Below are 25,075 nucleotides of genomic sequence, written 5' to 3' on the forward strand. Positions count from 1 at the left end.
AGGAAGAGAAATGGGATACCATTTCTCTTTTTTTGTGCGTATATTCCGAAAAGCTTGTACATATCCATGTATAAAGAAGGTGATGCAGTGAAAAAGTATGCAACTCGAATACATGGGAAGAAACTGATTTCGTTACTCCTTTTATATGCGCTAATAGTAATTATAATAGCGTCGATTTTGACGTCACTTTTACATACAATGAAATCGAATTATGCAAATCAATGGTTTGGAAAAGTATCGATGCAAGGTTTTGTTCAAATGATAGAAAGTGAGAATCACTATTACGGATTTGATTATTTTAAGCAGAATAAAAGAGAGTCAGTTGGGAATTTAATGTTCTCTATTGCGACAGATTTGAAAATTAAAGATTTAAGAACATTCGTCGGTAAAGAAGTACCTGGTATGTCAAAGTATTATTCTAATATTATCGTAGCTGGGGAAGGGACAAACTTGACGAATATCCCAAATGAATCTAGTGTACCGATTGAAGAAGTAACGAAAGAACGGGAAGTAGCAAAAGATAAAGTTACAGAAGCGGAAAAGAATAATCCGGTTCAGAAAAAGAACGGAGCGAAAAAAGGTGAAAGTGCAGTATATATTTATCATACACATAGCTGGGAATCCTTCTTTCCATTATTACCAGGGGCAACTGATCCATCTAGCCCAGATGTAAATGTGTCCTTACTAGGAAAACGTATGAAGGAACAACTTGAGGGGCAAGGAATTCCAGTAATTCACGATAAAACGAATATGGGTGATTTATTAGCGAGTAAAAAGTGGGTATGGTATCAGTCATATAAAGCATCTCATGAATATGTAAAAGGAGCATTAGCACAAAATAATAAAATTGCGTTTCCGATTGATATACATCGTGATGATCAGCGTAAGAAAGTAACAACAAAAGTAATTAATGGAAAATCGTATGCAAGATTATATTTTATTATTGGGATGGAAAATGAAGGCCGTGCTGAAAATGAAAAAATTGCAAGAGCGATCAATAGTTATTTAGATGAAAACTATTACGGATTAAGTAGAGGGATTTTTCCGAAGTATAAAAAAGATGGAAATGGCGTTTATAACCAAGATCTATCGAAAAATGCGATGCTAATTGAAGTTGGTGGTGTTGATAATACGTTAGATGAATTATATAACACAATTGATGTGTTAACAGAAGCGTTTAGTAAATATTATTGGAATGATGCGGAAAAAGTGAATGGATGAGGGACGGAAGACCGTTCCTTTTTATTTTGAAATCTTAAAATATGATATAATAGAATTTTGTGAATGTTAAATAAGGGGAGAGAGAAACATGCAAATACTACAAATACGCCACGGAGAATCAGAAGCTGATATTTTACATGTGCATGAAGGACGAGCTGATTTTGAGTTGACTGACAAAGGGAGACGACAAGTACAAAGACTTGTACAGAAAGTGAAAAAAGATTTTGCACCAGATTTCATTTGGGCAAGCACATTAAAACGCGCTCGCGAAACGGGTGAAACATTAGCAGAAGCAATTGGTTGTCCAATTCAATTAGAAGAGGAATTAATGGAGTTTAATAATGGAATACAAGCTGGTTTATCATTTGAAGAAGCAAAGAAATATCCAGAGCCAAAGTTTCTTCATGACCGTTTTGAAAACGGAGAGTCATTTATTGAGTTTCGAATGAGAATAGAAGGAATCTTTTCTAAAATTATGACAGAGAATACATATGATCGAATTGCAATTGTTGCCCATGGAGGCGTAATTAATAGTCTATTACGTGCATTTTTCAAAATGCCAATTTCAATGGACTACTATTTCAAAATGGGAGATACGGGAATAAGTTTAATTGAAATTGAGGGTGAACAAAAAACGGTGCATTTCATTAATGATACGAATCATTTGGACGGGATGTAAAAACTTATGTACAAAGTTGTATTTTTCGATGTTGACGGTACGTTATTAAGTGAGATTGATAGAAGTATGCACGAAAGTACAAAAGAAGCGATACGAAGGTTAATAGATAATGGAGTTCATGTAGTTGTTACAACAGGGAGACCATATAGTTTATGCTCACAATTTAAGGGACTAGGCATAAAAACGTATATTTCTGCAAATGGTGCACATATAAAATGTGGGGAAAAAGTTATACATAAATCAGTACTTTCAAGCGAAATCGTTCATGATATTTCAAATTTTGCTGAATTACATGGTCACAGTGTTTCTTACTTTACAGAAGAATTTGCAATGAATGATATTGCCTCCAAAGATGAACGTGTCATACGAGCGTTAAATGAAACTTTAAATTTAGAGCGGTATCCTGACAAAGTTAAAAACTTGTCAGATGAGATGTATTGCATATGTCTGTATGCTGATGAAGCAGAAGCTCAAAAATTCATTGAAAGATATCCAGCACTTACGTTTGACCGTTTTCATGGTTACGTTATGAATGTATTGGAAGATAGTAAAGTATCGAAGCTAACTGCAATTCAAAAAGTATTGGAACATTTAAATATTAGTAAATCAGAAGCCATTGCTTTTGGTGATGGTGGAAATGATATTGAGATGTTGCAGTATGTAGGATTAGGAGTTGCGATGGGAAATGGTGGAGAGGAGTTGAAGAGAAGGGCTGATTTCGTTACAACGAAGGCGAGTGAAGGCGGAATTTCTTATGCCTTAAAGAAGTTGCACATTATTTAAAACTGATAGCTAGTCAGTGTGAAAAATCCTGTTTTAATAATAGGATTTTTTTGTTCAACAATGTGCTTGCAATAAAAGGAAAAATATGAGTATAATGAGAAAGTAATTAGGTAAGCTAATTATTTAATGAGAAAGGAGAGTGAAGATGAATGGATTCAAGAAAAGATTCTCTTCCTTTAGGGATTGAGCCGTACGCAGAGTTAATCAAAAAGACAGCATCAGCGGAAACGGATCCAATCGCAGCAAAACTTGGTTTGTTAATGTTATGGACGTCTGATAATGTTCTTGATGCGGTTGACGTAGATTTAGCTCCGCTTGGTATTTCAGAGAGTAAATTAGATTTTTTACTATTGTTTATTTTGCGTGAAATGGAAGCGAATGGGGAAGAGGTGAACATGAGTCCTTCGGATATTGCGAGTCGATTAGGGATTACACGTGCTTCTGTCACTGGCTTATTAGATTGGATGGAGAAACGAGAGTTAATCGTAAGATTCCACCATTCTGAAGATCGAAGAAGATTAAAGGTGAAAATTACTCCGAAAGGAAAAGAACTAGTTACACATTCTTTACCAACTTTTTGGTTATCTTGCGCTTCGTTAGTTGATGGCTTTAATCAAGAAGAGCGTCAAGTTTTAGAAAAGCTATTAAATAAAATGCAAACAACTATGCAGGTGAAATTAGGAGAAGGTAGGTAAATAAGTTGATTATGAAGATCAACTTATTTATTTGGACATATAATTAGCTTACCTTATTATATGCTTAACTAACTTTATGAACGGTGATAATTTTTGCTATGTAATTAAAATAAATAAGAGTTAAAGGAATGCTATTTTAGTAATTTAGAGAGTTTAAACTAATAAAAACAAATCGTAATAAGGGAGAGAGTTTATGATGGAAATAGGAAAGGAAGTAAATAGTGAAAAGAATTATACAATAATGACAGCAGTATTATGTTGGTCGGGTATGGTAGTTATGTCTAGCCTATATGTAACAATACCTTTAATCTCTCTATTTTCAAACATTTTTAATACGTCATTAGCACAATCGGCAGCTACAGGAAGTATATTTTCTGTTGGCTTTGCTATAGGGTGTTTGTTATTTGGGGCAATTTCTGATAAATATGGACGAAAAAAAGTGATTTTTATTGGATTGCTTGCACTGTCGATTGTTTCTTTTTGCTTAGGGTTTGTAGATAGTTTATTTTGGCTTGTTATTTTTAGAGGTATACAAGGGATAGCAGCAGCTACATTTTCTCCAGTAGCGCTAGCCTACGTTGTAGAAATGTTCCCAGTAGAAAGAAGGGTTACAACAATAGGATTTGTTAGTACTGGTTTTTTAGTAGCTGGAATTGTAGGGCAGGTAATAAGTACTGCTGTTAGTCAGCATTTTGGATGGCATATGGTTTTCTTTCTTCTTAGCATTGTCTATATAAGTACTGCTATATGGGTTTATTATTCTCTTCCGAAAGGAGAGACGTCTCAATCCTATACTGATATTTTGGGGCCAATTAAACAGATGGGTAAAGTTTTTACAAATAAAAGCTTAGTATTAAGCTATATAATTGCATTTGTTTTATTAATGGCTTTTGTTAATATGTATACTGTTTTAGGGAATTATTTGAGCTCTCCTACTTACAATTTAACTGCAGAACAAATTCTTTATTTTCGCTTAGCGGGGCTATTTGGTATGTTGCTGTCACCGCTTGCAGGTCGTTTAACGAAGAGGTTTGAAGTAAGAAAAGTTCTTCAGGGAGGATTGTTGATCGCTATTTTTAGTCTAAGTTCAATGGGCTTTGTTTCGTATCTATCTCTACTTGTAATGATGAGTGTCTGTTTTGTAATAGGTATTGCTATATCCGTTCCGTCTTTAGTTTCTCTTGTAGGTCAATTAGGAGGGAAAGCGAGGGGAATAGCAGTATCTATTTATACTTTTATTTTATTTTTAGGTACTAGTATAGGACCTATTATTTCTATTTATCTAATGAAAATAGGAGGGTATGCTCAAACATTTATTTTATTAGGAATGCTACTTTTTATTGGTTTTGTAGCTTCTCTATTTATAATTAATGAATAAGTGGAAAATCACTCAAATAAAGGAATGCGAGGATCTTTCATATGCTCACATAATAAAAGATGAATTTGTCCACGATGATGATAAAAGTGTGCAACGATTTCAAGTAACCATTCAAAGCGCGAATAAGAAATACCCCAATAGGCAGTCATAACTTCTGCTAATTCTATTTGGGAGTAGGAAAGAAATGTTTTGGAGAGAAGGTTGTATCCTTCAATCATCGTTTGTTGCATTTGAGCAACTGTTACGGGCGTATGTTCTATATAAAAGGTATGTAATTCTTTTTCTGGAATACCATTTAAAATGAGCAAATCAGCATGACAAATAAGAGAAAGATGTGTACACATTTCAAATAATGATCGTTTTGAGTGAATCGGTTGTATTTTTAAATCGTTTTCACTATATTGGTTAAGCATATAAATAGAAGTATCAATAGCAACTTTTAGTTGATGTAATGCAGATTGAACAAACATTGTAATTCTCCTCGTCTCCGTATATAATAGTTTCTTGAGGATATTATATCATACTCAAAATTCCGAAAATTCTAGTAGTTTGACTAGCATAATGAAAAGTATTATATTGTAAAAGGTCATATGAAACGTGAAATAGAATGGAATGCAATTATTGAGTTAGGAGTTAGACCAATGAGTTTGAAATATGGAAGAGATACAATTGTAGAAATTGACTTAAATGCTGTAAAACATAATGTAAAAGAATTTAAAAAACATGTAAATGATGAAGAAATTAAGATGATGGCTGCTGTAAAAGCGAATGGGTATGGCCATGGGGCAGTTGAAGTTGCCAAAGCTGCAATTGAAGCTGGAATAAATCAACTTGCAGTTGCATTTGTAGATGAAGCAATAGAATTAAGAGAAGCAGGAATTACTGTGCCGATTTTAATTTTAGGATACACACCAGTAGCGGCTGTAGAAGATGTAATTCAATATGACGTTATGATGACTGTTTATAGAGTAGAAGATTTACATGGTATAAATGAAATTGCAAACAGTCTTCAAAAGAAAGTACAAATTCAAGTGAAAATTGATACAGGAATGAGTCGTATCGGTTTACAAGAAGAAGAAGTTAAACCATTTTTAGAAGAATTAAACCGTATGGAGTATATAGAAGTAGTAGGGATATTTACGCATTACTCTACGGCAGATGAAATCGATAAATCATATACGAATATGCAAACAAGTTTATTTGAAAAAGCTGTTAATACAGCGAAAGAATTAGGAATTCAAATACCATATATTCATAGTTCAAATAGTGCAGGATCAATGGAATTAAGTAACACATTTCAAAATATGGTGCGCGTTGGAATAGGAGTGTACGGTATGTATCCATCAAAAGAGGTGGATCATTCAGTCGTTTCTTTACAGCCTGCGTTGTCGTTAAAATCAAAAGTGGCTCATATTAAACATGCGAAGAAAAATCGTGGTGTAAGTTATGGGAATACGTATGTAACAACTGGTGAAGAATGGATTGCGACTGTACCAATTGGTTATGCTGATGGTTATAATCGTCAATTATCTAATAAAGGCTATGCGTTAATTAACGGGGTTCGAGTACCTGTAATTGGCCGTGTTTGTATGGATCAGTTAATGTTGGATGTTTCAAAAGCGATGCCAGTACAAGTAGGAGACGAAGTAGTATTCTACGGTAAACAAGGTGAAGAAAATATCACAGTAGAAGAAATAGCGGATATGTTAAGTACAATAAACTATGAAGTTACATGTATGCTAGATAGAAGAATTCCGCGTGTTTATAAAGAAAATGACGAAACAACTGCAGTTGTAAATATATTAAGAAAAAACTGAATCATTTAGATTCAGTTTTTTTATTTTTGGCAAGTGAAAAATGCTCTATTTGTACCGTACGATTGAATATTTTTAAAACCTACAGATTGTAATGCATGAGTAATTTCGTCTTTAGTGTAACATGTTTCTTTAAAAGAAAAGTCACTTCTTTTCCAAATATCATTTGTATCACGCGTAAATAATATGAAATTCATTTCTGCTTTTTTGTTTTTATTATCAAATGTAGAATCAATCGTACAAACATATTCTTTCTCTGAAATATGAAACGAAGCAATCCAGTTTTCAAGAAATCCTTTTTCCATATTCATATCAAATGCGAATATACCCTCGTTATGTAATACGGAGTAAACGTTGTGAAACACACTTTTTAGTTCATCTAAATTCATAATATGGTTTAAACTATCACCGGCAGAGATGACGTAGTGGAATTGCTCATTTATATTGAAATAGCGAGCGTCATTGACGAAAAAGGTTGCATCTGGCGCATTTTCACGTGCATATTCAATCATTTGAGTAGAACCATCTATACCAGTTACTACAAAATTGTTATCAAGTAGTTTCCTAGTAAGATGACCAGTCCCGCAACAAAGATCTAAAATATGAGAATGTGGTTGTGCATATTGTAAAACGAGTTTTTCAAAAGCTAGATAGGAGTGTTCGGCAAAATGTCCCCAATGTTTATTATAAATAGATGCGAAAATATCATAATCAGAATAAATAAGTTTTTTAGACATAAATATTCTCCGTGCTATTCATTAAATTATAATAGTCATGCTTCGTTTTAATTTTAAAACCACATTGTGTATATAGTTTTAAAGCATGGTTATTTTTCGTTTCGACGTCTAATTCAATTGTTGAAGTTCCTTCTGTAATAAGGGTATGTACCATATAACTAAGAATATCTTTTCCATATCCTTTACCTTGATAAGAAGGATGAACAGCGAATCCTGATAATGTAGTAGATTGTTCTTGCTCAGTAACTGTAATTGTTCCAATAGCTTTTTCGTTAATAAGAGCACTGTAAACTTTATGAGAAGGTGAAGTCATCATTTTTTGTAACCATGTAGCCGTATTGTCTACTGAATCACCAAAAGCTTTACTAGAAATCTCAATAAGGTCAAGCAGTGATTCTGAAGATGCAAGAGTAAGCTGTATATTATTATCTGTTGTTTTTTGAATTTCGTTTATTTTGAACTCCATACTATATTCACTATATAAATACGGTAACTTCATATGTTTTATAAATTCATTCCCAGAAATAGAATCCCCATTGATAATAAGAAGAGCTTCATCTGTCTCTCTATTTTGTATTTCTTTCATTGCAGTTTGTAAAAGGGTAGTTCCGAAACGTTGTTTTCTAAAATGAGGATGTACAAAGCCTATTAGTTCAAGCTTTGTTGGTCTTTCGAAATCATACATATTTAAAGTGCCAATTAATTGAGTACCGTTATAAAGAAGAAAATCGTTTATATGATCTTCATTTCGATTTTTTAAAAAGTTGATATGTAAATCTGAAGAGTAATCAAGATTGTCTTGTTGCCCGCAAATATAAGCCAAATCCTTCATTTGCTGTATTTCACTTTCTGTTACAGAACGCTTTTTCTGAATATCCATTGTATACTCCCTCTCATTTGTATTTAAAAATAGGATGGGTAACTTAACCATTCCTTTAATTCCACACTACCTTGCACAGATAACAGTCGGTATAAATAACGATATGGTTGTCTACATTCTACAAGATGAGGAATAGGCATAATTGTTTCGTAACCACTTTGAAAGGCATGTGCTTCTTTTTCAGTAAGTACATATTCTAGTCCGATAAAATCAAACTCTCGCGGGGCAACCGCGTAAGCTTCAGTATCTACTAAACCCGTAATAGTTGTACCGTCATATAAAAATTGGGTAGGGTCCATATCAAGTAAGACGAGTGTAGCTTCTTTTGGTACGGACAGGGAAGAAAGCTGTGATTCAAAGGTAGGAAATGCATCTTGTATGCTTTCATCATCGGAATAAAACATATTCACAAGCTCTTTACTCACGTTTAAAATATGTGATTGGAATTCATTTAGTGGAATTTTGAACGTGCCTGACGGATTTCCTATAAAATCGGCTTTAAACTTATGTATTTCTGCAAGTCCTTTTCCTAGGCTAAATAAAATAGAATCTGGTTGCTCGATAAAAGATTGAACTGTGTTACCTACTAACTTTTCGACCACCACAAATTCACGGCCATTTAAAACATGTTTTTCTAATATTGTTGGGATAGGAAGATTCGTATGTTCTTGCAGCAATGTATGTACAGTTTCTAAATGATGGACGTTCCTTGGATCAATTCCAAATAGATTTTTACATCCCCACCAAAAATCATTATTTGGTTCTTCATTCATTTTAGAGGTACGAACGATAACTTCTGTATCTTCTGTTTGAACGAGAAAAACATCACTTGCATGATCTTCATAACCTGGGTGCAAGGCCTGAACGGATAGAATAGGTGAATTGAATAGTTGTTGTAGCATGAAAAGACTCCTTTTTTCTGTAAATTCTATAAATTCATTATATAACAGATGATGTGTTATGAGGATAAAGATAAAAAGATTGAAAGCATACTTACATTTATAGTGAAAGCTCATTAAAAATATTATATTTCTCTATTTTTGTATGAATTGTCTAAAAATAATAGTGGTAATACTTGAATGTAAGACTCGTATCTTTAAATCTATGAAGAGTAAAAGTAAGCATTTATTTATAAGATTGTGAATCACAATAATGTAGACTATAGAAAATATTTCTCAATAATAAAATGAAGAGAAAAGCATGAAGAAGTAGAATGCATTCATTTATAATAGACTTAAATTAATTAATATAATTAATATAATTAATTGTTAATTTTGTTATATTAATTGGATAGGAGAGAATGTTATGGCAAATGTACTCGTAATAAATTTCCCTGGGGAAGGTCATATTAATCCGACTTTAGCTATTGTAAGTCAGTTAATTCAGCGAGGGGAAACAGTTGTTTCTTATTGTATTGAAGATTATAGAAAGAAGGTTGAAGCAACAGGTGCGGAATTCCGAGTGTTTGAGAATTTTCTCTCTCAAATTAATATTATGGAACGAGTAAATGAAGGTGGGAGCCCTTTGATGATGCTATCTCATATGATTGAAGCATCAGAGCGTATTGTTACTCAAATTGTAGAAGAAACAAAAGAGGAAAAATATGATTATTTAATATATGATAATCATTTTCCAGTAGGACGTATTATAGCAAATATTTTACAATTACCAAGCGTTTCATCTTGTACAACGTTTGCTGTTAATCAGTACATTAATTTTCATGATGGGCAAGAATCGAGACAAGTAGACGAAATAAATCCATTATATCAATCTTGTTTAGCGGGAATGGAAAGATGGAATAAGCACTATGGAATGAAATGTAATAGTATGTATGATATTATGAACCATCCTGGTGATATTACGATTGTATATACTTCAAAAGAATATCAGCCGCGTTCAGATTTATTTGATGAATCGTATAAATTTGTAGGTCCATCAATTGCTACTCGAAAAGAAGTGGGGAGTTTTCCTACCGAAGATTTAAAAAATGAAAAAGTGATTTTCATTTCTATGGGAACAGTTTTTAATGAACAACCTGCTTTGTATGAAAAATGTTTTGAAGCGTTTAAAGATGTAGATGCGACAGTCGTATTAGTCGTTGGTAAGAAGATAAATACAAGTCAATTTGAAAATATCCCGAAAAACTTTAAGTTGTATAATTATGTCCCGCAATTAGAAGTTTTACAGCATGCTGATGTATTCGTGACACATGGTGGTATGAATAGTTCGAGTGAAGCGTTATATTACGGTGTTCCATTAGTTGTAATTCCGGTAACAGGAGATCAGCCATTCGTTGCAAAACGATTGACTGAAGTAGGGGCAGGCATAACACTTAATCGTAACGAGTTAACTTCTGAATTGTTACGTGAGACTGTAAAGAAAGTAATGGATGATGTGACGTTTAAGGAAAATAGTCGTAAAGTGGGAGAGTCGCTTAGAAATGCTGGTGGATATCAAAGGGCAGTTGAGGAAATATTTGAATTAAAAATGAAGCCGTACGTAAAGATTAAATAGATGTTAGAAACACACTTACTTTTAATTTGTAAGTGTGTTTCTAGTATTACGTGTTACATAAAAATAGCGATAAAGGTGAAACTTTTTTGTATATAAATCGATACCTTTGAATTAGTAGTAAAATTACGTTAAAATAATACTAAGAAAATATATAAGTTTTGGGGGTAATGAATGAAGAAAGTATTTGAATACGTATTATTAACAATGGGCTCAATTATAGTAGCAGGTTCATTAGAGCTTATTTTAGCACCTAATGGATTAGTAGATGGCGGGGTAACGGCTATTGCTATTATGGCAAATAAAGTCGCAGGATTGCCGCTTTATGGTGTGTTCTTAGGAATTAATATCCCAATTTTATTATTTACTGCAAAAGTAATGGGAAAGAAATTTTTTATCCGTACATCTTATGCGAATGTAGTTACAACACTCGGATTAATTTATTTAAAACCATTTCCAGCAATTACGACTTCTGAGTTATTAATTGTACTTTATGGTGGAGTGCTGTTCGGAATTGGTGTTGGGATTGTTGTTAAAATGGGTGGAGCAATTGACGGTTCGGAAATGTTAGCAGTTTGGATGAATAAACACTTTAATGTACCGATTAGTACATTTTTACTTGCAGTAAATGCAGTTATTTTCATCTTTGTTGCCATTTTATTTTCAATCGAACAAGCGATGTTCTCATTAGCCATTTTCTATATTGTTACGAAAATGATTGATTTTATATTAGATGGTATAAATCAAGGTAAGAGCGTTATGATTATTTCTGGTAAGAATAAAGAAATAGGCGATTTACTTATGAAAGAATTGCAACTATCTGTTACGTATCTACATGGAGAAGGTGGTTTTTTAGGGGAGCATAAGAGAATCATTTATTGCATTACAAACCGATTCATTTATCCGAAAATGAAAGATCTCGTTCTCTCTGTAGATCCAACCGCTATAATTGAAGCTTCTTATTCAACAGAAACGACTGGTGTGAAACGTCCGGGAAGGAAAGCTAGGTCAGGTGAATAACTAGCAGAAGGCTGTCCAAAAAGTTATTTTGGAACAGCCTTCTTTTTTATTTTGTTGAATTGTTAGTATGTTACAAGTTAAACCCACTGTTAACAAGTTTCCTTGCAACTAGGGAACCAAGCGTTTTTCAATAATATAGCCAACGTTTCAATTTTATTTTCTGGAATGCTACCAAAACCGAGTAATACGTATGATTCCTTACGTAAATCATTCACGAAATCATATGGAGAAAGCGGGTATAATTTAACGCTTTGTTTTTTAGCGGATTCAATCAGTTCGTTTTCATTCATACTGTTATTTACACATAAAACAATATGAAGTCCAGACTGTTCGCCAAGAATTTGAACATTAGCCCCCATTTCTTTCATAATGGATTTTACTAACGTATGATGTTTTCTTTTATATAGTGTACGACTCCGGTTAAGATGACGTTCCCAATTCCCGCTTTGTATAAAGTTAGCAAAAGCAAGTTGTTGTATTGTAGCGACTGTTTGTTTAAAAATTCCATGCAGTTCTTGATATATTTTTAAAAGATGTGGTGGTAAAACAACATATCCCATTCGTAAAGAAGGTAAAAAAGATTTTGAGAAAGTCCCCATATAAATAACGCGTTCATTTGAATCAAGACTTTGCAAAGAAGGAATCGGCTTACCAGCGTAGCGAAACTCACCGTCATAGTCATCTTCAATAATGTATCCGCTGCAATCATTAGCCCACTTTAACAATTCTGTTCTTCTAGATAAAGGCATAATAATCCCGAGTGGAAATTGGTGTGATGGTGTAACGTATGCGACATTGGCATTTGTATTATATAAGCTAGAAATATCAATACCTTTTTCATCCAATGGTATGGGATGAATTTGTCTATCACAGCTTTTAATGATTGCGTGTATACGGTGAAATCCAGGGTTTTCAATGCCGTATTCTTTTGTAGGGCCAAGCAGTTGAAGTAGTAGCCAGAGAAGTGGCTGCGTTCCGGCACCGATCACAATTTGATCAGGTGAAGAATGTACACCGCGAGAATGATATAAATATGTTGATATATGCTCTCGAAGAGCGAATTCACCTTGAGGGTCTTCTTTGGCAAATAGTGCATTTTCGTATGTAAGAATGGATTCTTGTAATGCTCGTTTCCAATTTGTAATCGGAAATGTATTTTGATCAATAAGCCCTTGGCTACAATCATATTCGAATTTTTCGTCTATTAAATTGCTCGTCTTCATTGCTGCATTTCGTTTTTTGTTTGGGATAACGTCAATATCGAAATTTGCTACAAAAATACCACGTTTCGGTTTACTTTCTACATAACCTTCAGCTAATAATTGTTGATAAGCTGATTCAACAGTGATGCGGCTAATATTAAGTTGTGATGCTAAATTTCTGTGTGAGGGTAGACGTGTGCCAACAGAAATACTCCCTTGTATAATTTCAGCTTTTATATAGTCGTAAATTTGCAAGTAAATAGGTGTGTTACTTTGTAATTGCAATGGGATAGTAAAATCCATATAAAACTCTCCTTTAAAACTGGCCTTATAAAAAATACTTAAACTGTCACTTAAGTAAAGGGCAGTTACTTTCTATAATAATGATACAACATTTAGAAAATTAAATAAATAGTTAGAGGAGAGTTAAAAATGAATGTTAAAGAAGTAGTAACAGAAGAGCAATTATATGAAGTATTACCTGTTTTACAGCAATTAAGAACGAAACTTTCAAAAGAGGAAACAAGCTCTTTATTTCGAAATATGAAAGAAGAAAATTATAAACTATTTTCGCTGCGTAATGAGGAGGATGAAGTTGTTAGCCTTGCAGGTGTAGCGATTTGTACGAACTTTTATAATAAGAAGCACGTTTTCGTATATGACCTTGTAACGGCAGACGCACATCGTTCAAAAGGACATGGAAATGTATTACTTTCGTATATAGAGAACTGGGGAAAGGAAAACGGATGTGAATTTATCGTCCTCACATCAGCATTTGCAAGAATTGATGCGCATCGTTTTTATGAAAGAGAAGGGTATGATAAAGTGAGTTATTCTTTTCATAAAGAATTATAAAAAATAAGAAGAAGTTGTCCCGCAAAAGTTGGGAACAGCTTCTTCTTATTTTTTAAGTTATTATTAAACCGTAAATAGGTTGTAAGTTATGGTATATGTATTTGAAAAGGTTATATAGTGTATTTTGTCGAATTATTTTAATTTAATAAAGAGAATGATTGGAGCGCTTATACTTGAAGAAAATAAAGAAACTATCAATCCCTAATGATGCTAGAGTTATCGTCATATCTGATATTCATGGAGAATTAAATCTTTTAAAAGAAGCACTACATAAAGTTAACTTTAAAGATGAAGATTATTTAATTATTAATGGAGATCTTTGCGAGAAAGGACGAGATAGCGTAGGCGTAGTAAACTATGTTATGAATCTTGTAAAGAACAATTCAAAGGTTCACGTTGTTGAAGGAAATTGTGAAGTTTTAGTTGATGCTCTTCTAAATGAAAATCCTCGTCTTATTAATTATTTATGTACGAGAAAGCATTCGATTTTTAATGAATGGCTAGAGCAATTGGATTTTTCAGTTCATGAAGGCACTTCAATTCGTGAAGTGAGAGAAGCATTGCAAAGTGAATTTTCACAAGAAATACATTGGCTAACGGAGTTACCGACAGCGATTGAAACAGAAGATTATATTTTTGTGCATGCCGGGCTAGAAGATAGAGTAGATTGGAAAGAAACAGAGCGCAAAAATGCGATAGCAATGCCAGAGTTTTTTTATAAATCACATAAAGCAAATAAGTATGTAATAGTTGGTCATTGGCCTGTCGTGAACTATTCTGAAGAAGCACCGTCTAACAATCCAGTTATTGATGAGGAGAAAAAAATTATTGCAATAGATGGAGGAAATGCAATTAAAGAAGCAGGACAATTAAATGCATTTATCATTCAGAGGAAACAAACGGGCGATACGTTTTCTTATACATATGTAGACTATTTTCCAGGGTACGAAGTAATAGCGGATTTTAATGCGAATTCAGAAATGCAGGGCGGAGTGACATATCCGTATTATTACATAGAGCCTATCGAGAAGATGCAAGATTACACAATATGTAAGCAAAAGGAAACAAATAAATTACTCACTGTAAAAAATGAATACATGAAACAACTTGAGTCAGGTGAATATACAGTGAAAACTGATATTTCTTGTGCGCAAATAAGCGTTAGAAAAGGAGATATCGTTTCTCTCATTGATGGTAGTTGTTCAGGATATGATTTAATTAAAAAAGATGGTGTAGAGGGGTGGATAGAGAAAGGCATTTTGCTTGAGCTGAATAAGAAGGAAAGTAATATATTGAGCTGAAATAGGAGGGATGTAACCTCCTATTTTTTATTCCCTATTAACCTTTTCAATGAGTGGACTGCCTGCTGTCTTTAATAAGTAAATAAATCGTACTTGGTAGAATGATAAGCGTCATTCCTAAAATAATCGCTAGTATGCCATAACCTCTATACGGAGCAGAAACGATAAGTGGAAGCCCCGCTAGGAAAATACCTGCTATCATCATTGAAATACTACTAATATTTGAAGCTCTTTTTTCGAGGTGCTTATCATTCCATTCTAATGAAACGGTTGATTTAGTCGTATCAATTTTGGAACTGAAATAACCTATTAATATAAATAAAAGCCCTAATGCTAAAAATATGAAATGATCAAGAGGAAGTGAAAAGCCAAGAGCGATGAGGGCAATGACAATATCGACAAAAAATAAGAATAGTAACATTGTGTTGCCGATCCAATGGAGAAATTTCTGGTTACTCGCTGCTTTAGATAAAGCTAAAAATACAAAGAATAAGAAGGAACATATAATTATATTTACGATTACAAAAGTGCTTTTATCCATTGTTGATGTAGGCGTTCCATTGAAGTCCCATTTCGTAACAATATTTGATGGTAAGAAGAAATATAGAATAATATTTGTCGTAATAATAGTGAGAAATAAAGCAATACTAAATTGATTATTCATTGAATCACCAGTTTTCTAAATCAATAATTGGTATCTTATAACAAAATTATACAATATAATATATGATATTGGTTTTGATTTTTCTGAAAAAACATTATAATTATATATGAAATAAAGGTGAATGCAGGAGGGAATTATGCAAAACGTTGTATTAAAGGGGAAGAAAGTTACAATTCGTACAATAGAAGAATCGGATATAGAAACATTATGGAATATCATATTTAAAGAAGAAAGCCCAGAGTGGAAGAAATGGGATGCGCCATATTTCCCGTTCTCAATGCAAGAATACTCTTCCTATAAAGAGAAGATGCAAACTCGTTTGAAAGAAGAACCACTGTCAAATTTAATTATAGAAAATAACGGTCAAATCATTGGGACAGTCGGGTTTTATTGGGAATATAAACCGACGCGTTGGTTAGAGATGGGGCTTGTGATTTATGACCCAACATACTGGAATGGTGGATACGGTACAGAAACATTGACATTATATAGAGATTTGCTATTTGAAAAAATGGAGATTGGTAGAGTAGGAATCACGACTTGGTCTGGCAATGAACGAATGATGAAAGTAGCGGAGAAAATAGGAATGAGCTTAGAAGGTAGAATGCGAAAGTGTCGTTATTATAAAGGAACATACTATGATTCTATTCGAATGGGAATGATTCGTGAAGAATGGGAAGCACTATGTGTAACGAAGGGGTGAGAAAGTTTGTACGCTATTATTGCTACATTTGATCGTGTATTTACTAATAAAATTACAGAACTGCAAAATGAATTAACGAATATAATGGGAACAAATCAATTAGCTGGAGTAGAACCTCATATCACGATTGCGGATTATAATGAGTTAGATGTTCATTTGTATACGGAGAAACTAGGGGAGTTTGTAGCTATTCAAGAAAATATGGACGCAGTAACTTTTCCTTCTGTTGGAATTTTTCCTACTAATGGAACGGTCTTTCTAGCACCGATTGTTACCGATGAATTGTTAAAACTTCATCATTCTTATCATGATTATTTTAAAAATTTTCATGACAATCCAAATTCATATTACGTACCGGGAAAATGGGTTCCGCATTGTACGATTGCAAATAGATTACATACAAAGCAGTTTTTAAGTGTAATGGAATATATTTATGAAAAATTTGATTTTGCAACAGCTTCAATTGAGAAATTAAAATTAATTAAGGTGAATTATAAAAATGGTTCTGCCATTTCTTCTAGTATATTAGCAGAATATAATTTAAAGAGAATGGAGACATCGAGATGACATATGTAATTAGAGAAATGAAGCAAGAAGACATTCACGCTGTACAATCAGTAGCAAAAATAGCTTGGCATGATACATATGAAGGCATTATTCCAAGAGAAATTCAAGACAGTTTTTTAGACGAGGCATATTCTGATGAAAAAATGAAATATCGTCTTAAAAATACACATTTATTCGTTGCGGAAGAAGAGGGAGAAGTAATAGGATTTGCTAACTTTTCACCTGTTAGACTACAAAATGAAGCGGAATTAGGTGCTATTTATTTGTTACCAGATCAGCAAGGAAAAGGGATCGGAAGTGCTTTATTACAAAGAGGGATTAAGGAATTAAATGGGATACGTAAATTGTACATACATGTAGAAGCAGCAAATGAAAAAGGAAAACGCTTTTATGAAGCGAAAGGTTTTGCTGAATTAGAGCAATTTGAAGAAGACTTTGAAGGACATATGATGCAGACAGTAAGGATGGTTTTATACGTATAAGGAGGACTAGCAATGAAAATTTTTGATTTTAGTGAAAAAGTAGGAAAGCACATATCAGTATTTCAATCTAATTTCATAATGTCGAAAATAGTAAACCATCAAGGAAATGTACATATCGGTGCTATGCATTTACACGAGAATGGAATCATCGGTAATCATGAAGCAGTTGTATCTCAACTGCTTCTTATTGTGGACGGAGCAGGATATGTATGTGGGGCAAATAAAGAAAAGATAAAGGTAGAGGCGGGACAAGCTGTGTTTTGGGAGAAGGGAGAGCTCCATGAAACAAGTACAGAACAAGGATTAACGGCAATTGTTATGGAAGCGGAGAATCTTGAACAAGGGATAGTAATGCCTATTATTCAAGGGGAGTTGTAAAAAATGATAATTAAGGCGAATCAAGAAGATACCAATGAAATATTAAAATATGCGGCTCAATCGCTTTTTGAAGGGACGAGAGGGAATTGTCAATTAAGTACCGAGAAAGCGATTGAAATTACAAAGCCGATTGTAGAAAAAGGAGCATATTATTTAATCATTAAAGAAGAAAATAAAGTAATGGGATGGATATTAATAGGGGAAAATACAGACTATTTTTCTCGTGAAAAACTTGGATTTATATATGAATTGTACGTTTTCCCAGAATATCGCGGGAGAGGATTATCGCGAGAACTGATGGAAGCTGGTATTAAGGAATTAAAGGAGAAATATTCAGAAATTAGGTTGAATGTATTTGCTGGGAATTTTGCAAAAGAGATGTACGAAGAGTTTGGGTTTTTTGAAAGACAGGTAATTATGACTTTGAAGTGAGTATAATAGTCTGAATGAGGGAAGCGAAAGCATGAGAAAAGAAAATGAGTATGTATAAAAGCCGATTTTAAATCGGCTTTTAATTATCGATACATCGTCTATTCTTATATTTTCTATGTTATTGCCATATAGCCTACCTAAAAAGATTGCTCTTATTACTTTTGTTTTAATTATAGGAGCTATTTCATTGGGGGCGAATAAAGTGGTAGGACGAATACATAACAAATTTAAACAATAATAAAGTTTGAAAAAGGATAGAGGTAATTCAATATTAATTAGGGAAAGAAACGGGATTATACGTTAGAGATGGTTATAGGATAGGTGATACCAATAAATTGAAGGATTAAGAGAGGGGCATATTAATATGCAATCATTTAAGGCCGGAAAATATATTACATATGTTGCAGTTGCGATACTTCTTATATTTTCTATGTTATTGCCATATAGCCTACTTAAAAAGATGGCTCTTATTATTTTTGTTTTAATTTTAGGAGCTATTTCCTTAGGGGCGAATAAAGTGGTAGGACGAATACATAACAAATTTAAACAATAATAAAGTTTGAAAAAGGATAGGGATAATCCACTATTAATTAGGAAAAGAAACGGGATTATACGTTAGAGATGGTTATAGGATAGGTGATACTAATAAATTGAAGGATTAAGAGAGGGGCATATTAATATGCAATCATTTAAGGCCGGAAAATATATTACATATGTTGCAATTGCTATATTACTTGTAGTCGCTATTATGTCTCCTTATGAATTACCTAAAAAGATTGGCTTTATTATAGGTGTTCTTATTTTAGGGGTATGTGCACTTGGTACTAATAAACTTTACGAACGGATATTCCTTATATGGAAGATATAACTGTAACTCAAAAAATGCACGATTTTAGTAGTATTGTAGGTTATGATGAGTATACAGCCAAGGTAGGTGCGGAATATAGTTCGCGCAAGTATGAATTGCTTTTAGAGAAAATTGATGTTCCGGATATTATTCCGTATTTCAGTGATCACGATATAACAATCCGCTTAGAATTGGGAGTAGGGACTTATGGGTATAAGCTTCACATGGGTCAAGAGAAAGGTTTTTATGCATCATACGAAGGTTTTGGAGGAGGTTTTTTCTTGAAACCTGAAAAAAAGGAGTAATCACACATGTTTAAACAAGGACGTATTTTGATGTATATTTTTACCGCGGTTTTATTTTTTTCTTCATTCTTTTTTCCGCAGCCAATGGAAAAAAGGTTTTTAACAGCTATTGCAGCATTGATTATTGGTGGAATAGGTATTGGAATTTCCTATCTATTAGAAATTTTGAGTAACAAGTCGAATATATCTAAAAAGAACGGAGAATGACGATGGAGCTTTTCCCGATTGGTTCAGTTGTGAAGCTAAAAGATCTAAACCAACCTGTTATGATTATTGGAAGAATGGTCATTTCAGCAGATAAACTTGATTTTGATTACGTAGGGGTTCTTTATCCGGTTGGTTATTTAGGCGATGAAAAAGTGTTATGCTTTAATCATGATAAGATTGTAGAGGAAATACATAGAGGGTATTTGAATGAGAGTGAATTAATTTTACGTGAGAGATTAGTAGAATTGTAAAAATATTGAAAAATACATATTGATTTTAAAAATACGATAGGGGAAACAAAATGGGAAAGATAATGAGAACTATAGTAATCATTGGCATACTTGTTCCTCCAGTGCTGCTGTGGAGTGCACCTGGTATTCCTTTAAATGATAAACTGCTGTTTACAGGTTTACAACTAACTGTAGGATTCACCACAGTAGTAGCGTTAGAGATTATATTTAAAAATCGAAAAAAGAAGAGGGCAAAATAGAGATAGATTGTATGGAATAACAGCTGAAAATATGTAACATGTATTATTAATCGTTTTACTTGGGAGGTGACCTACTGGTTGCCTCTTTTAACGTTATGCTTATAGTTTTATCTGAAAAAGAAAAAAGGAGCAATCAAGCATGTTTAAACAAGGGCATATTTTAATGTGTACTTTTACCGCAGTGCTATTTTTTCTTCCTTCTTCTTTCCACAGCCAATGGGGAAAAAGGTTTTAACAGCTATTGTTGCTCTAATTATTGGTGGAGTAGGTATTGGAATTTCCTATTTATTAGAAAATTTCAGTAGCAAGTCGAAAAATATATCTAAATAAGAAAAGAGAATAACCATAAAGCGTTCCTAATTGGTTTAGTTGAAAAGATAAAAGATTTAAATTGTTTTTTTATGTTATAGAAATTAACAAGCGTTAACAAGTAAATACGTAGTATATCATATAGTAACGGCAAGCGGAGTACATGTGAATAGATATTAGTTAAGAAGAGGCTACTTATAATAGGCAGCCTCTCCTGCGTGTATTATGCATTATTATCGATACATCGTCCACATCCCAATGTCTTTAAACCCTAGTCGTTTATAAATACGTCCAGCAGCTGGATTGTTATAAAACAAACAAAGCGTTCGGCCTTCATTCGTAAAGTCTTGAATCATTTTTTGTAATATGAGCGAAGCGTATCCGCTTCCGCGATAATTCGGATGTGTACATACGCCAACTACCATAGCGGATAATGAATTTTCAGCGGAAGTAGAGGCGGATGCAATAATAGCACCGTCTTTTTCAATATAATATGTGCGTCCTGTATTTGTTTTGAGAGCTTGTCTTAATATTTTCTCTGATTCATTAGCAACTGGAAATTCAGCAATGTTACCTCGCAATTGCATAATTCGCTCTACATCATCTAGTGTGGCAAGTTTAATTGTTTCTTGGATAGGCGTGCTAGGTAAGTTGTTGTCATTTAGACATTCGCAAAAATACATTTCATTTTTGGCGCCTAATTGTAGACTTGGAGAAGTTTCAAACCTTTCTACAATAGTTGACTTGCCAGAGAGTTTAAGCGGTTTATATGCGGAAAGAAGTGCCTCATAATCAAGGGTAACAAAGTCTTCTTTACTATATGGTATAAATGAATCGTGGAATCGGAGTAGAATTGATTTTAATGTCCCATTCTCTTTAAATACTCCCCATAATTCTTGGAAATCTGTGTCATAACCGAAAGCTTCAATATCTCCAATAATAAACAAGTTAATGGCTGCTTCTTCTTTTAGGTAAGCGAATACTTGTTCATGATCTTTCTTTGTTAATTTTCGCATCATAAAGAATCGACCTCTTTTTTTATTTTTCTAAATATTACAACTTAAGTTTTTTGAAATCAATATAAAATTTTATGTTTAGTTCACAAACTTTCGGAAAAACTAGGAAAGATATGACAAAGGAGGTTATGAACGGTGGATCATCCAATTCAAGGGTTAATGAAAGCAGCAATGGAAAATTTAAAAGAAATGGTTGATGTAAATACGATTGTTGGAGAGCCTGTTCAAACGGCTGACGGTGGTGTGGTGTTAACGGTTTCTAAAGTAGCGTTCGGTTTTGGAGCAGGAGGTTCTGATTTCCAAACGAATGATGGACAAAGAGCGAACGGTAACCCTGCATTTGGTGGCGGTAGCGCGGGTGGTGTTTCGATTACACCAGTAGCATTTCTTGTGGTGAATAAAGATGGAGTAAATATTCTTCATTTACAAAATGCGACACATTTAGCAGAAAAAATGATTGAATTAGCTCCACAAACAATTGATAAAATTCAATCGATGTTCCAAAAAGAAGAAAAGAAAGAGGGAAATCATCATCCTCAAAACCCTGATGAAATCCTTTAAAAACGCCTGCTTATGAGCAGGCGTTTTTTCTTGTAATCACTATGTAATAAAACACATGAAATTGTAAATAGTTTTTGAAGTTTTTTCTATGTTTCTAAAATTTTTCATGTTAAAATATGCTATAGAATTGAAACATATAAAACGAAGGTGGCTAGGTGCTTTGTCTGGAGGATCTGACCAAGTAAAGAATATGATATATATTAATGGTAATCGTCGAGGTCATTGTTTTATTACATCAGGAATTACGTTTAAAGAGTTTGCGAGTAACATCCCTTCACCGCTTCATCAAGTGTTGCTTTTGAAGCACAACTTTGAATGGACGGATTTTCATTATCATACTTTATTTGAATATGTTGAGGAAGAAAATATACATAAGTTAATTCAAGCAGAGATTGATGAATTTGATGAATTTTGTTGGGTAGATTTTGATGATGCAAGCGATTTAGATGAATTAGAGCCGAAAGAAATTGCAGAATTATTATATTTGGCTCACAAAAAAGAACCACTTGCAAGAACATTCTTTCCGTTACTGAAAAATAGATTTGTTTATTTTTCACATGATGACGGATGGTACAACAAAGTGTATTATCGTAGAATTGCCGATTTTGTAGGAATGTTAAGTAAAGTCATTCCGTATAAACTCGGTGCTTTCGGTAAGAAACGTTTTTCTTTCTTCCAAAAATCAAAAATTTTCCCAGCAATTTCAAAAGAATTGATTATGGGACTTATTCCACTAATGGAAGATGGTCTTTACATAGATCTAGCAGGGAAGATTGAGTCAAGAAGAGGTCTTGAAATTCCGGTATATGTAGTTGGTTCGTATGAAAGTACGGATGAGGTGCTAGATAATATCGATGAATTGAAAGAGGAAGCAACAGAAACAGGTTGGCTCATTTTTGATAAGAAAGAACAAGAGTGGCAATGGGTTGTTGACTAAGAAAACTTGGCGCATGAAGTCAAGTTTTCTTGTTATTTGAAAGGAGTACAAATGAAGAAATATTATACAATTGTGGGTATTGTAAGTATTATTCTCGTGGCAATATTACTTATAACTTGTCCGAAAGAATCAGATTTTAAAGTGTATGTAGAGGATAAGTATGCGTTGAATTGTAATGAGAGTAGTTTTGAATGCACGCAAAATGTAGATGGTAAAAAAGAAAAACTACAATTTGAAAGTACAGATGCACGAAATGGTGTATTCTTTATGACTGTAAAGCAAACATTTAAAACAGAAGCTGGTGTTTCAAAAGAATATAGCGGAGTAGGAATGTTTGGTACATTTCTTTTTGTTTCAGAGAAGACTTTCTAGTAATAGAAGGTCTTTTTTTTATGCTTATGTTCATATAGATGAAGTAAGACAACCATAGGAGGGATAGCGATGAAGAACACATGTATCGTTTGCGGTGGTGAGGAGTTTTTTTCCTCAACATTATATGCACGTACGAAACAAGATTGGGCATATGCACCAAACATGTATCGGTTTGAAAAAGTATTTATTGAGCATAGGGATGAAGAAAATTATCCAGTGTTTCAAGAAATTACAGCGAAACATTGTTGTGGATGCGGTCATATTATGTTGTATCATGAATGAACACACCAAGTATAACTTGGTGTGTTTTTTTAAAACGCTGACAAAGCAAGCGGATAAAGTAAAGTAAATAAAACAGAAAAACTACCAAAACCAATTGCTGTATATCCAAGTGTTCTTGCTCCGAAATTGACAGCTAATAGGCCAACTAAAATTGCTAGGGAGCCGAGCGTAACTGGATAAAAAGCAATGGAGAATAACGAAAGAAATAAAGCGACATAGCCTACCATTGCGCCGGTATTTGTACCTTCTATCTCATTTGCAATTTCTTTACGCTTATGTCTAATTGGAATGCCAGCTGGTGATATTTCAGCAGCATACTCTTCGTTTTTTTCACCACTTTTAAAATGATGATTTCTCTTTCTTCGCATGTACATCCCTCTCTTTCAATTGGGTGTACCTATAGTATCTTTCATAAAGAGAAGAACATGAGTATGAGTTAAACCCAAGTAAAGCAAAAATTGGAGAATACGTATTCCATCGTTAACATATCCATTTCCTATTGAAGATAAAGTGCGGGATTTTTTCCATCACGACTGATTATCAGCCAGCAACAATTGGATTTTTATAAGCAGTTCTCTTCCATTAACTGGTCCGCATCCATTGAATTCTGAGGTAGGTGTCTTACTGCAAGCGGGATAAAACAGGAATTTTGGAAAATGATGTAGAATGAAATGAATGATAATACGTGAAGGTAGGGGAATGTATGACAACATTTAATTGGCATGAATCAGCAGAGAAGAAATGGGATAGTAGTGCGGAGTTTTGGAATAAAAATAGTCAGGAAATGTGGGATAGCGGGAGTAGGAGCACAATTATTCCGTTTTTTGAACAATACGTAAAGAAAGAAGCACAAGTGCTCGATGTTGGTTGTGGTGATGGGTACGGTACATATAAATTAAGTAGCGCAGGCTATAAAGCAGTGGGAGTAGATTTATCGGAAGTGATGATTCAAAAAGGTAAGGAGCGCGGAGAAGGACCAAATTTATCTTTTATAAAAGGAGATTTTTCTGCATTACCATTTGAAAATGAGCAATTTGAATCAATTATGGCAATTAATTCTTTAGAATGGACGGAAGAGCCATTACGAGCGTTAAATGAAATAAAGCGTGTGTTAAAGAAAGATGGATATGCATGTATTGCAATTTTAGGACCGACAGCAAAGCCACGAGAGAACAGTTATCCTCGCTTGTATGGAAAAGACGTTGTTTGTAATACGATGATGCCTTGGGAATTTGAACAGTTAGCGAAAGAACAAGGTTTTAAAGTTATAGATGGCATCGGCGTATATAAGCGCGGAGTAAATGAGAAGATGTTAGGTCAACTACCTACAGAGTTACAACAATCGTTAACATTCTTATGGGTATTTATGTTAAAAAACGTATAAAGAAATGAAAGAATTTTTAGGAGGTAAATAAGTGCAGAAAATACAAAAAACTGATACAATATC

Annotated in this window: 34 protein-coding genes and 1 pseudogene; 27 read left to right on the forward strand and 8 right to left on the reverse strand. The window is 33.6% G+C overall.

All coding sequences use genetic code 11. The annotated features are described in order from the left end of the window. The first annotated feature begins 15 nt into the window (after positions 1-15). From spoIIP to QCI81_RS24265, 5 genes are all read left to right on the forward strand, one after another. Complete coding sequence (spoIIP, locus tag QCI81_RS24245; RefSeq protein ID WP_307838012.1) at positions 16-1,221, forward strand: stage II sporulation protein P; 1,206 nt, start codon at positions 16-18, stop codon at positions 1,219-1,221. 88 nt (positions 1,222-1,309) lie between these two features. After that, on the forward strand, positions 1,310-1,900 hold the full coding sequence (locus QCI81_RS24250) for a histidine phosphatase family protein (RefSeq protein ID WP_071730042.1): 591 nt from the start codon (positions 1,310-1,312) through the stop codon (positions 1,898-1,900). Between the two features lie 6 nt (positions 1,901-1,906). Then, on the forward strand, positions 1,907-2,683 hold the full coding sequence (locus tag QCI81_RS24255) for a Cof-type HAD-IIB family hydrolase (protein WP_000278970.1): 777 nt from the start codon (positions 1,907-1,909) through the stop codon (positions 2,681-2,683). A gap of 149 nt (positions 2,684-2,832) precedes the next feature. Next, the gene (locus tag QCI81_RS24260; protein WP_000378333.1) at positions 2,833-3,378 is read left to right on the forward strand and encodes a MarR family winged helix-turn-helix transcriptional regulator; all 546 of its coding nucleotides are present in this window, start codon (positions 2,833-2,835) and stop codon (positions 3,376-3,378) included. A gap of 196 nt (positions 3,379-3,574) precedes the next feature. Continuing rightward, positions 3,575-4,756: an MFS transporter gene (locus QCI81_RS24265; RefSeq protein WP_023521758.1), complete on the forward strand. Its 1,182-nt coding sequence runs from the start codon at positions 3,575-3,577 to the stop codon at positions 4,754-4,756. A gap of 8 nt (positions 4,757-4,764) precedes the next feature. Here QCI81_RS24265 and QCI81_RS24270 read toward each other — a convergent pair whose 3' ends face one another. Beyond that, positions 4,765-5,226 (reverse strand): DinB family protein, encoded by a 462-nt coding sequence (locus QCI81_RS24270; RefSeq protein ID WP_000498006.1) that lies wholly within the window; start codon positions 5,224-5,226, stop codon positions 4,765-4,767. 171 nt (positions 5,227-5,397) lie between these two features. Between QCI81_RS24270 and alr the strand changes: the two genes are divergently transcribed. Then, entirely contained in the window at positions 5,398-6,573 is a 1,176-nt protein-coding gene (gene alr, locus QCI81_RS24275; protein WP_071730059.1) for an alanine racemase, read from the forward strand. A gap of 20 nt (positions 6,574-6,593) precedes the next feature. Here alr and QCI81_RS24280 read toward each other — a convergent pair whose 3' ends face one another. Genes QCI81_RS24280 through QCI81_RS24290 form a run of 3 tightly spaced genes read right to left on the reverse strand, consistent with a single transcriptional unit; the run spans position 6,594 to position 9,089 of the window. After that, positions 6,594-7,307: a class I SAM-dependent methyltransferase gene (locus QCI81_RS24280; protein ID WP_000038481.1), complete on the reverse strand. Its 714-nt coding sequence runs from the start codon at positions 7,305-7,307 to the stop codon at positions 6,594-6,596. Continuing rightward, positions 7,300-8,187: a GNAT family N-acetyltransferase gene (locus tag QCI81_RS24285; protein WP_023521759.1), complete on the reverse strand. Its 888-nt coding sequence runs from the start codon at positions 8,185-8,187 to the stop codon at positions 7,300-7,302. The genes QCI81_RS24280 and QCI81_RS24285 overlap by 8 nt, the downstream gene beginning before the upstream one ends. A 23-nt stretch (positions 8,188-8,210) precedes the next feature. Further along, positions 8,211-9,089, reverse strand: a complete 879-nt coding sequence (locus QCI81_RS24290; RefSeq protein WP_063547111.1) for a phosphotransferase family protein — start codon at positions 9,087-9,089, stop codon at positions 8,211-8,213. A 403-nt stretch (positions 9,090-9,492) separates the two neighbouring features. On the opposite strand from QCI81_RS24290, the gene QCI81_RS24295 reads away from it, so the two are divergent. Together QCI81_RS24295 and QCI81_RS24300 are read left to right on the forward strand one after the other, a co-directional pair. Next, positions 9,493-10,701 (forward strand): macrolide family glycosyltransferase, encoded by a 1,209-nt coding sequence (locus tag QCI81_RS24295; protein ID WP_071730044.1) that lies wholly within the window; start codon positions 9,493-9,495, stop codon positions 10,699-10,701. Positions 10,702-10,872: 171 nt separating this feature from the next. Beyond that, entirely contained in the window at positions 10,873-11,718 is an 846-nt protein-coding gene (locus QCI81_RS24300) for a YitT family protein (protein ID WP_023521762.1), read from the forward strand. A gap of 89 nt (positions 11,719-11,807) precedes the next feature. On the opposite strand, the gene pdxR is transcribed toward QCI81_RS24300, so the two are convergent. Beyond that, positions 11,808-13,223: a MocR-like pyridoxine biosynthesis transcription factor PdxR gene (gene pdxR / locus QCI81_RS24305; RefSeq protein WP_023521763.1), complete on the reverse strand. Its 1,416-nt coding sequence runs from the start codon at positions 13,221-13,223 to the stop codon at positions 11,808-11,810. A 129-nt stretch (positions 13,224-13,352) separates the two neighbouring features. On the opposite strand from pdxR, the gene QCI81_RS24310 reads away from it, so the two are divergent. Further along, the gene (locus QCI81_RS24310) at positions 13,353-13,775 is read left to right on the forward strand and encodes a GNAT family N-acetyltransferase (protein ID WP_071730046.1); all 423 of its coding nucleotides are present in this window, start codon (positions 13,353-13,355) and stop codon (positions 13,773-13,775) included. Positions 13,776-13,948: 173 nt separating this feature from the next. Beyond that, positions 13,949-15,076, forward strand: a complete 1,128-nt coding sequence (locus tag QCI81_RS24315) for a metallophosphoesterase (protein ID WP_023521765.1) — start codon at positions 13,949-13,951, stop codon at positions 15,074-15,076. Positions 15,077-15,122: 46 nt separating this feature from the next. Here QCI81_RS24315 and QCI81_RS24320 read toward each other — a convergent pair whose 3' ends face one another. After that, positions 15,123-15,740 carry a DUF1648 domain-containing protein gene (locus QCI81_RS24320; RefSeq protein ID WP_065483356.1) on the reverse strand — a complete coding sequence of 206 codons (618 nt, stop codon included), beginning with the start codon at positions 15,738-15,740 and terminating at the stop codon, positions 15,123-15,125. 136 nt (positions 15,741-15,876) lie between these two features. Here QCI81_RS24320 and QCI81_RS24325 point away from each other — a divergent pair, with 136 nt between their 5' ends. From QCI81_RS24325 to QCI81_RS24380, 12 genes and pseudogenes are all read left to right on the forward strand, one after another. Then, positions 15,877-16,443, forward strand: coding sequence for a GNAT family N-acetyltransferase (locus QCI81_RS24325; protein WP_001181849.1), 567 nt, complete (start codon positions 15,877-15,879; stop codon positions 16,441-16,443). 6 nt (positions 16,444-16,449) lie between these two features. After that, positions 16,450-17,010, forward strand: coding sequence for a 2'-5' RNA ligase family protein (locus QCI81_RS24330; RefSeq protein ID WP_023521767.1), 561 nt, complete (start codon positions 16,450-16,452; stop codon positions 17,008-17,010). Beyond that, positions 17,007-17,492 (forward strand): GNAT family N-acetyltransferase, encoded by a 486-nt coding sequence (locus QCI81_RS24335; RefSeq protein WP_000222825.1) that lies wholly within the window; start codon positions 17,007-17,009, stop codon positions 17,490-17,492. The genes QCI81_RS24330 and QCI81_RS24335 overlap by 4 nt, the downstream gene beginning before the upstream one ends. A 12-nt stretch (positions 17,493-17,504) precedes the next feature. Continuing rightward, positions 17,505-17,870, forward strand: a complete 366-nt coding sequence (locus QCI81_RS24340) for a cupin domain-containing protein (RefSeq protein WP_000688070.1) — start codon at positions 17,505-17,507, stop codon at positions 17,868-17,870. Between the two features lie 3 nt (positions 17,871-17,873). Further along, entirely contained in the window at positions 17,874-18,302 is a 429-nt protein-coding gene (locus tag QCI81_RS24345; protein ID WP_071730047.1) for a GNAT family N-acetyltransferase, read from the forward strand. 364 nt (positions 18,303-18,666) lie between these two features. Next, positions 18,667-18,855 carry a hypothetical protein gene (locus QCI81_RS24350; RefSeq protein ID WP_071730049.1) on the forward strand — a complete coding sequence of 63 codons (189 nt, stop codon included), beginning with the start codon at positions 18,667-18,669 and terminating at the stop codon, positions 18,853-18,855. A 126-nt stretch (positions 18,856-18,981) separates the two neighbouring features. Continuing rightward, positions 18,982-19,170 carry a hypothetical protein gene (locus QCI81_RS24355; RefSeq protein WP_003270359.1) on the forward strand — a complete coding sequence of 63 codons (189 nt, stop codon included), beginning with the start codon at positions 18,982-18,984 and terminating at the stop codon, positions 19,168-19,170. Further along, complete coding sequence (locus QCI81_RS24360; RefSeq protein ID WP_002093967.1) at positions 19,158-19,454, forward strand: hypothetical protein; 297 nt, start codon at positions 19,158-19,160, stop codon at positions 19,452-19,454. Before QCI81_RS24355 ends, QCI81_RS24360 begins: the two co-directional genes overlap by 13 nt. A 6-nt stretch (positions 19,455-19,460) precedes the next feature. Further along, complete coding sequence (locus QCI81_RS24365) at positions 19,461-19,661, forward strand: hypothetical protein (protein ID WP_000476183.1); 201 nt, start codon at positions 19,461-19,463, stop codon at positions 19,659-19,661. A 2-nt stretch (positions 19,662-19,663) separates the two neighbouring features. After that, positions 19,664-19,912, forward strand: coding sequence for a DUF4176 domain-containing protein (locus tag QCI81_RS24370; RefSeq protein WP_000418713.1), 249 nt, complete (start codon positions 19,664-19,666; stop codon positions 19,910-19,912). A gap of 50 nt (positions 19,913-19,962) precedes the next feature. Further along, positions 19,963-20,151 carry a hypothetical protein gene (locus QCI81_RS24375; protein WP_000516417.1) on the forward strand — a complete coding sequence of 63 codons (189 nt, stop codon included), beginning with the start codon at positions 19,963-19,965 and terminating at the stop codon, positions 20,149-20,151. A gap of 139 nt (positions 20,152-20,290) precedes the next feature. Further along, positions 20,291-20,481: pseudogene (locus QCI81_RS24380) on the forward strand (hypothetical protein). Positions 20,482-20,693: 212 nt separating this feature from the next. Here QCI81_RS24380 and QCI81_RS24385 read toward each other — a convergent pair. After that, the gene (locus QCI81_RS24385; RefSeq protein ID WP_000984746.1) at positions 20,694-21,479 is read right to left on the reverse strand and encodes a GNAT family N-acetyltransferase; all 786 of its coding nucleotides are present in this window, start codon (positions 21,477-21,479) and stop codon (positions 20,694-20,696) included. A gap of 132 nt (positions 21,480-21,611) precedes the next feature. Here QCI81_RS24385 and ytfJ point away from each other — a divergent pair, with 132 nt between their 5' ends. The 4 genes from ytfJ to QCI81_RS24405 all read left to right on the forward strand — a co-directional run bounded on the left by ytfJ (position 21,612) and on the right by QCI81_RS24405 (position 23,628). Continuing rightward, positions 21,612-22,037, forward strand: coding sequence for a GerW family sporulation protein (gene ytfJ, locus QCI81_RS24390; protein WP_000349991.1), 426 nt, complete (start codon positions 21,612-21,614; stop codon positions 22,035-22,037). Positions 22,038-22,197: 160 nt separating this feature from the next. Continuing rightward, complete coding sequence (locus QCI81_RS24395; protein ID WP_000014087.1) at positions 22,198-22,974, forward strand: oxalate:formate antiporter; 777 nt, start codon at positions 22,198-22,200, stop codon at positions 22,972-22,974. A gap of 51 nt (positions 22,975-23,025) precedes the next feature. Continuing rightward, complete coding sequence (locus QCI81_RS24400) at positions 23,026-23,346, forward strand: hypothetical protein (protein WP_000761184.1); 321 nt, start codon at positions 23,026-23,028, stop codon at positions 23,344-23,346. Between the two features lie 69 nt (positions 23,347-23,415). Continuing rightward, on the forward strand, positions 23,416-23,628 hold the full coding sequence (locus QCI81_RS24405; protein ID WP_000798747.1) for a hypothetical protein: 213 nt from the start codon (positions 23,416-23,418) through the stop codon (positions 23,626-23,628). 29 nt (positions 23,629-23,657) lie between these two features. On the opposite strand, the gene QCI81_RS24410 is transcribed toward QCI81_RS24405, so the two are convergent. After that, positions 23,658-23,996 (reverse strand): hypothetical protein, encoded by a 339-nt coding sequence (locus QCI81_RS24410; RefSeq protein WP_001253201.1) that lies wholly within the window; start codon positions 23,994-23,996, stop codon positions 23,658-23,660. A gap of 335 nt (positions 23,997-24,331) precedes the next feature. Between QCI81_RS24410 and QCI81_RS24415 the strand changes: the two genes are divergently transcribed. Further along, complete coding sequence (locus tag QCI81_RS24415; protein WP_000206576.1) at positions 24,332-25,012, forward strand: class I SAM-dependent methyltransferase; 681 nt, start codon at positions 24,332-24,334, stop codon at positions 25,010-25,012. The last annotated feature ends 63 nt before the right edge of the window (positions 25,013-25,075 follow it).

Source organism: Bacillus cereus group sp. MG20, assembly GCF_040459885.1.
Lineage (GTDB): Bacteria > Bacillota > Bacilli > Bacillales > Bacillaceae_G > Bacillus_A > Bacillus_A cereus.